Origin of the sequence: Rhodococcus sp. NPDC056516, from assembly GCF_042794655.1 — a bacterium.
GTDB lineage: Bacteria > Actinomycetota > Actinomycetes > Mycobacteriales > Mycobacteriaceae > Rhodococcus_F.
In genome coordinates this window covers 1,053,692-1,060,463 of the sequence record NZ_JBHTTG010000001.1, presented here as the reverse complement: position 1 = coordinate 1,060,463, position 6,772 = coordinate 1,053,692, and the positions used below count along the sequence as shown (strand labels likewise).

Sequence of the window (6,772 nt, the reverse complement as noted above, 5' to 3'; positions counted from 1 at the left end):
GATCCCGTTCGGGATCGCCGCAGCGCTCTGTTCAGTCAACCGTCGAGGATCGAAACATCCTCAGCGACAATGCAAACGCAACCAACAGCAGAGCGCCGACAAAAGCACTGACCCCGACCCAACCGCCACCCGCGTACGCGAGACCCGCGAGGGCGCCCGCCACGGACGAACCCGCGTAGTAGGCAAACAGATACAACGCCGACGCCTCGGCCCGGTGATCGGTAGCGATCACGCCCACCCACCCGCTGGCCACCGAATGTGCCGCGAAGAATCCTCCGGTGAAGAGCAGCATCCCCACGAGGGTCAACGCCAGATTGTCCGGAACGGTCAGTGCCAGGCCGATACCGATGACGACAACCGAGCCGAGCAGAACGCTGCGCCTACCCAGTCGGTCAGAGGCCCCGCCGGCTACCGCCGAGGTTAAAGTTCCGGCGAGGTAGAAAAGGAACACCAGGCCCACAAGCGCTTCAGGAAGGCCGAAAGGTGCTGCTGTGAGCCGAAACCCGAGGAAGTTGTAAATCGACACGAAGCCGCCCATCAGGATGAACCCCAAAGCGAACAGTGTGCGCAGCGACGGGTTCGCAAGGTGGCGTCGTAGATTCGACGCGATCGTGCGCGCCGATATCGGTTGCGGGCGAAAGAACTTCGACGCGGGAAGCTGCCGGATCATGTTGAGCGCGAACAATGCCGACAGCGCGGACGCAGTCAACAGCGCCCAACGCCACGTACTGAAATCGACCACGGCCGAGGGAACAAGCCGCCCGATCAAACCACCGATGGTCGTACCAGCGACGTATCTCCCCATCGCCGCACCGAGGTCCTTCCGATCGACCTCTTCTGCCAGATAGGCCATCGCCACCGCCGGGACACCAGCCAGAGCCAATCCTTGTGCTGCGCGTCCGACCAGCAGAACCTCGATCGTCGGACTCAGCGGCAGAAGCAAACCGATCACACAGGACGCCGACGCCGACGCGATCATCACCCGTGTGCGACCGAACCGCTCGGAGAGCGCACTGGCCGGAATGATTGCCAACGCCAGCATGCCTGTCGTCGCCGAGACGGACAGCGCAGACACCGCCGGCGAGACGTCGAAGCCTTCCGCGAACGCGGGCAGCAACGCCTGTGCCGCGTACATCGAGATGAAGGTCGACAGTCCGGCCGCGAACAACGCAACGGTCAGCGTGCGATACCCGGCGGATCCCCGGCGGAGCGGCGCCACCTCGGTTTCGATCACGTTCTCAACAGTCACCACGTACCTCCAGGCATCTCTTACCTCCGGTAAGAATCCTCCCGCCCAGCTTCGGCAAAAGAAAATGCATAAATTTGGACTTCTACATGTCTGAGGCGCATATAGATTTGGTTCGTGATGCTGACCGAAGACCTCGAGTGGTTCGTCGTACTCGCCGAAACCCAACAGGTCACCGCGACTGCGGACCTGACCCACCTGTCGCAGCCGACCCTTTCACGCAAACTCGCACGCCTCGAACGACAGATCGGCGTGACACTCTTCGACCGTCAGGGACGCCGACTAGAACTGAACCGGTACGGCGAGATCCTCTACGAAAACGCTCGGACCGCGCTCCGCGCCCTCGACGCGGCGCAGACCGAAATCCGGTCGCTGGCGAGCCCCGAGAGCGGCACGGTGCGACTCGACTTCCTCCACTCGTTCGGAACCTGGCTGGTACCGCACATGCTGCGGGGATATCGCGTCGAGCATCCCGGGGTGCGATTCGAATTGCATCAGGACAGTGCCCAGTTCCTGGTCGACAGAATTTCCGCCGGCACGTCCGACCTGGCCGTCGTCTCGCCGCAGCCGCGCGATCCACAGGTGGCGTGGATGCAGATCGCTCAGCAGTCACTGGCATTGGCTGTTCCGGCTGATCATCGCTTTGCGCAGCTGCATTCGGTCGAGCTTGCGGACGCGGCCGAAGAACCGTTCATCGGAATGCACCCGAACTTCGGGATGCGAAGAATTCTCGATGAACTCTGCGCGGCCGCAGGATTCACTCCGAATTTCGTCTTCGAGAGCAGCGAGCTGGCAACGGTCGGCGGACTGGTCTCCGCGTCCTTCGGTGTCTCGGTGATGCCGGTTCAAGATCCGCCGATCTGGGCCGAAGGAGTCGTCTACGTACCGATCGAAGGGGCACAGCGAAAAATAGGGCTGATCTGGTCGAAGAGCCGCGAGCTGTCCGATCCCGCCCGGACGTTCCGCGACTACGTCCAAAGAACGACTTGGTCGTGAAAGTGCCCCCGGATAACTACGGATCGGTAACATCGCTCGAGGGGAGCAATTTTCATGCCATTCTTTTCAAACCTACGGTGCCGTAGGCTGGGCGAAGTCGCGCATTCACTCAACATGGAGGCAAGAAATGACGAGGATTCTGACGCAGCTGGAGCTGCTACAAGAGCTGCAGCCGGTTGCCGAGGAGAACGTCAACCGCCACATCTCCATGGCCAAGGAATGGCATCCACACGATTACGTCCCGTGGGACGAGGGTCGTAACTTCGCAGCCATGGGCGGCGAAGACTGGAGTCTCGAGCAGTCACAACTCGGCGAGGTCGCCCGAGCCGCGATGATCACCAACCTGCTCACCGAGGACAACCTGCCGTCGTACCACCGTGAGATCGCCGAGAACTTTTCGCAGGACGGCGCCTGGGGCACGTGGGTCGGCCGATGGACCGCCGAGGAGAACCGCCACGGCATCGTGATGCGTGATTACCTCGTCGTCACGCGCGCAGTCGACCCCGTCGAGCTCGAGCGCTTCCGCATGGAACACATGACAAACGGTTACAGCGCACCCATCGACGAGGGTGACGCCGGGCTGCTGCACTCAGTCGCGTACGTGACCTTCCAGGAACTCGCGACACGCGTCAGCCACCGCAATACCGGCAAGGCCTGCGACGAGCCGGTTGCCGACAAGATGCTTCAGCGCATCGCGGCGGACGAGAACCTGCACATGATCTTCTACCGCAACATCTGCGCCGCCGCGCTCGATCTTGCTCCCGACCAGGCTCTCAAGGCTGTGGCGAACATCGTCCAGAACTTCCAGATGCCCGGCGCCGGAATGCCGAACTTCCGCCGCAACGGCGCTCTCATGGCCAAGCACGGCATCTACGACCTTCGCCAGCACCTCGACGAGGTCGTCTGGCCGGTCCTGCGCAAGTGGAACATCTTCGAGCGCAACGATTTCAGTGCCGAAGGCGAGAACACGCGCGAGGAGTTGGCGGCCTTCCTCGAGACCCTCGCCGCCAACGCGACCAAGTTCGAGGAGCAGCGCGATCGCATGCTCGCACGCGAAGCCGCCAAGCGCGAACAGCAGGCTTCTTAGTTTCACCAGCTATTCTGTGCCCGGTACCGGATTCGGTGCCGGGCACTTCCAATTGTCACAAATATTTGTTCAGAGGTAGTCATGTCATCCCTTCGTATCGGTTCACTCGAGCTGCACAGCCCCGTGGTCCTCGCACCCATGGCGGGCGTCACCAACGTCGCCTTCCGCACGCTGTGCCGTGAACTCGAACTCGAACGTGCAGGCAGCACGTCCGGGCTCTACGTCTGCGAAATGGTCACCGCACGCGCGCTCGTCGAACGCCAGCCGGCCACGATGCACATGACCACGTTCGGCCCGACCGAAACGCCCAGGTCGCTGCAGCTTTACACCGTCGACCCGGATACGACGTACGCCGCGGCCAAGATGATCGTCGACGAGAACATGGCCGATCACATCGACATGAACTTCGGCTGCCCGGTACCGAAGGTGACCCGCAAGGGCGGCGGATCGGCGCTGCCGTACAAGCGTCGACTGTTCGGACAGATCGTCGCGGCAGCCGTGCGCGCCACCGAAGGCACCGACATTCCGGTCACCGTCAAGATGCGCGTCGGTATCGACCCGGAACATCACACACACCTCGACGCCGGCCGGATCGCCGCAGCTGAAGGCGCCGCTGCAGTCGCGCTTCACGCACGTACCGCGTCGCAGCGCTACTCCGGCACTGCTGACTGGAACGAGATCACGCGCCTCAAGGAACACGTCACCGACGTACCGATCCTCGGCAACGGCGACATCTTCGACGCCTCGGATGCTGCCCGCATGATGAACGAGACCGGCTGCGACGGCGTCGTCGTCGGACGCGGCTGCCTCGGACGGCCATGGCTGTTCGCGGAACTCAGCGCAGCGCTCAACGGACAACAGATCGCCACGCCGCCGACGCTCGGCGAAGTCACCAAGATCATCGCCCGTCACGCCCAACTGCTCGCCGCGCATCACGGTGAAATGAAGGGCTTGCGCGAACTTCGCAAGCACGTCTCCTGGTACATGCGTGGGTTCCCGGTCGGATCGGATCTGCGAGTCTCGATGGCCTTGGTCAGCACGTTGTCCGAACTGGACGACCTGCTCGGACAGCTCGATCACGACGTCCCTTTCCCCAAAGACGCCGAAGGCCCACGCGGACGCCAAGGCTCACCCGGTCAGGTAGCACTTCCGGAAGGGTGGCTCGACGATCCCGAAGACGACCTTGTGCCGGTGGGAGCTGACATGATGCACTCTGGCGGCTAGCGAAAACACGCCGTCGGATTACTCACATCACTTTCTGAGTGGAGCACTCAGGATTCACCAGTAATATTGCTCCAGCTTCGTCGACAACCGGTTGACGCCGGCATCTGAATGACGAGTTACTGACAGTCGACGACGGGACAGGTTGCATCGGTGGGTGATGATCACGATTCGGGCCCACCTCCGCCCGAGAGCCGCGCCCCCTGGGAACGTCCGCTCGCAGACAAGCGCTTCCGCAGCGCCCGACCGGACCAACCGGCAACGCCCCAGCGCCCAGCCACACCCCAGCGACCAGCACCGCAACCGCCCACTCCCCCGGAGCGTCGCAGCAGTGGACGTACCGGCCGACGGGATTCTCCTCCGACCGACGACTCCGTGTCAGTCGCCGAGTTGGTCCGCCGGGTAGGCGACAAAAAGCCGCCACCAGCCCCGGCTGCGCCGCCCAAGTCCACCCCACCTAAGACTCCATCGCGAGCTGCATCGGCACCACCCCCGGCGCCGTCGGCACCGCCCCGGGCGGCATCGGCACCGCCCCCAGCCCGGCCGATTCCCGCGCGCCCGACAGTCCCGCCTGCCGCAGCGGACTGGATAACCGAAGAACATCCCGTCACCTCCGCAGTGCCGCGAGTAGTCGGTGACACCGGCGCCACCCGCCTGGCGCAAAGCAAGATTCGCCGACGCCATCGCGCAAAAGTGATCGGCCGATCAGCAGTAGCGTTCCTGGCCGTCATGTCGCTCGCATTGACCGGCGTCGTCTGGGGTTATCTGCGATCAGTCGAAGGCGGCTTCGATCAGATTGCAGCACTCGACACCGAATCCGACGACATCATCGACGCCGGCGGCCAGCTCGGTGACGAGACATACCTGATCATCGGCACCGACACCCGCGCCGGTGCGAGCGGTGAAATCGGCGCCGGAACCGTCGAAGACGCCGAAGGTGCCCGAGCCGACACGGTCATGCTGGTGAACATTCCCGCCGACCGAAGCCGTGTCGTCGCAGTCTCCTTCCCTCGTGACCTCGACGTCGAACGTCCGATCTGCCAGGGCTGGGACAACGACGCCGGCAAGTACACCAGCGAAACCTTTCCGGCAGCCAGTGGCGACAAGCTCAATGCGACGTACGCACTCGGTGGCCCGAAGTGCCTGGTCAAGGTCATCCAGAAGATGTCCGGCCTGAAAATCGGGCACTTCGTCGGAATGGACTTCGCCGGTTTCGAGCGCATGGTCGACACCGTCGGCGGCGTGAACGTCTGCTCCCCCGGACCGATCGAGGACGGCATCCTCGGAACCGTCCTCGCGTCCGGCGGCACGCAGATGCTCGACGGCCGTACCGCACTCAACTACGTGCGCGCCCGCCACGTCGAAGCCGAAGGCAACGGCGACTACGGACGCATCACCCGTCAGCAGAAGTTCCTGTCGGCGCTGCTTCGCTCGGCCCTGTCCAACCAGGTCCTCCTGAATCCGAGCAAGCTCAACGGATTTATCAACGCCTTCACCAGCGACACGTTCGTCGAGAACATCGACACGAAATCACTGGTCACCCTCGGCCGTTCGCTGCAGAACGTCGATGCAGGCGCGGTCACGTTCTTGACGGTCCCCACCGACGGCACCAACGACTGGGGCAACGAGATTCCTCGCACCGACGAGATCAAGTCCCTCTTCCAAGCAATCATCGACGACGATCCACTTCCGGGTGAAGAGCGCGAGGACACCACACCGTCGTCGACCAGTTCCACGACAACCGCTCCTACGTCCAGCACGCCGCCGGCCGCCACTTCCGTCGAGGCGATGAGCGCCTACAACATCTCGGTCGACGTCTCCAACGCGTCGGGAATCGCCGGGCAGGCTGCGACGATCGCCGACAGCCTCGCGGCTTACGGTTTCCAGATCTCCACGGTCGGTAACTTCAGCGCAGCCACCGGCCTGGCGAATGCTCAGGCATCAACCACCGTCGTGCGCTACGCCGCAGGCTACGAGGCTGAAGCGGTGACCGTCGCGTCGTCGATTCCCGGTGCGGTTCTCGTTCTCGCTCCGAGCATGGGAGACATGATCGAGGTCGTCGTCGGAAGCAATTTCTCCGGCACCGTCGTCGCCCCCGCCGAGCCGGGGACCATGCTGGCGGCAAATCCGACGTCGGTCGACACCAGCACCTCGACGGCTCTGCCCGCCGACATCGCCAGCGTCAACGCCGGAGACACCACCTGCGACTGAGACTTGTTCAT

Annotated in this window: 5 protein-coding genes; 4 read left to right on the top strand and 1 reads right to left on the bottom strand. The window is 63.4% G+C overall.

The window, feature by feature from the left end; translation table 11 throughout:
• Positions 1–31: 31 nt before the first annotated feature.
• On the bottom strand, positions 32–1,249 hold the full coding sequence (locus tag ACFQ6Y_RS05145) for an MFS transporter (RefSeq protein ID WP_378629765.1): 1,218 nt from the start codon (positions 1,247–1,249) through the stop codon (positions 32–34).
• Positions 1,250–1,363: 114 nt separating this feature from the next.
• Here ACFQ6Y_RS05145 and ACFQ6Y_RS05140 point away from each other — a divergent pair, with 114 nt between their 5' ends.
• The 4 genes from ACFQ6Y_RS05140 to ACFQ6Y_RS05125 all read left to right on the top strand — a co-directional run bounded on the left by ACFQ6Y_RS05140 (position 1,364) and on the right by ACFQ6Y_RS05125 (position 6,761).
• Positions 1,364–2,242: a LysR family transcriptional regulator gene (locus ACFQ6Y_RS05140; RefSeq protein ID WP_378629761.1), complete on the top strand. Its 879-nt coding sequence runs from the start codon at positions 1,364–1,366 to the stop codon at positions 2,240–2,242.
• A 127-nt stretch (positions 2,243–2,369) separates the two neighbouring features.
• On the top strand, positions 2,370–3,329 hold the full coding sequence (locus ACFQ6Y_RS05135; protein ID WP_378446580.1) for an acyl-ACP desaturase: 960 nt from the start codon (positions 2,370–2,372) through the stop codon (positions 3,327–3,329).
• 81 nt (positions 3,330–3,410) lie between these two features.
• A complete protein-coding gene (gene dusB, locus ACFQ6Y_RS05130) occupies positions 3,411–4,553 on the top strand; it encodes a tRNA dihydrouridine synthase DusB (RefSeq protein ID WP_003939756.1) in 1,143 nt (380 codons plus the stop codon).
• A gap of 150 nt (positions 4,554–4,703) precedes the next feature.
• Complete coding sequence (locus ACFQ6Y_RS05125) at positions 4,704–6,761, top strand: LCP family protein (protein ID WP_378629757.1); 2,058 nt, start codon at positions 4,704–4,706, stop codon at positions 6,759–6,761.
• The last annotated feature ends 11 nt before the right edge of the window (positions 6,762–6,772 follow it).

Excerpts from the sequence above, each read along its gene's own strand:
- ACFQ6Y_RS05135 (WP_378446580.1), top strand. The coding sequence starts at position 2,370 with ATGACGAGGATTCTGACGCAGCTGGAGCTGCTACAAGAGCTGCAGCCG.
- dusB (WP_003939756.1), top strand. The coding sequence starts at position 3,411 with ATGTCATCCCTTCGTATCGGTTCACTCGAGCTGCACAGCCCCGTGGTC.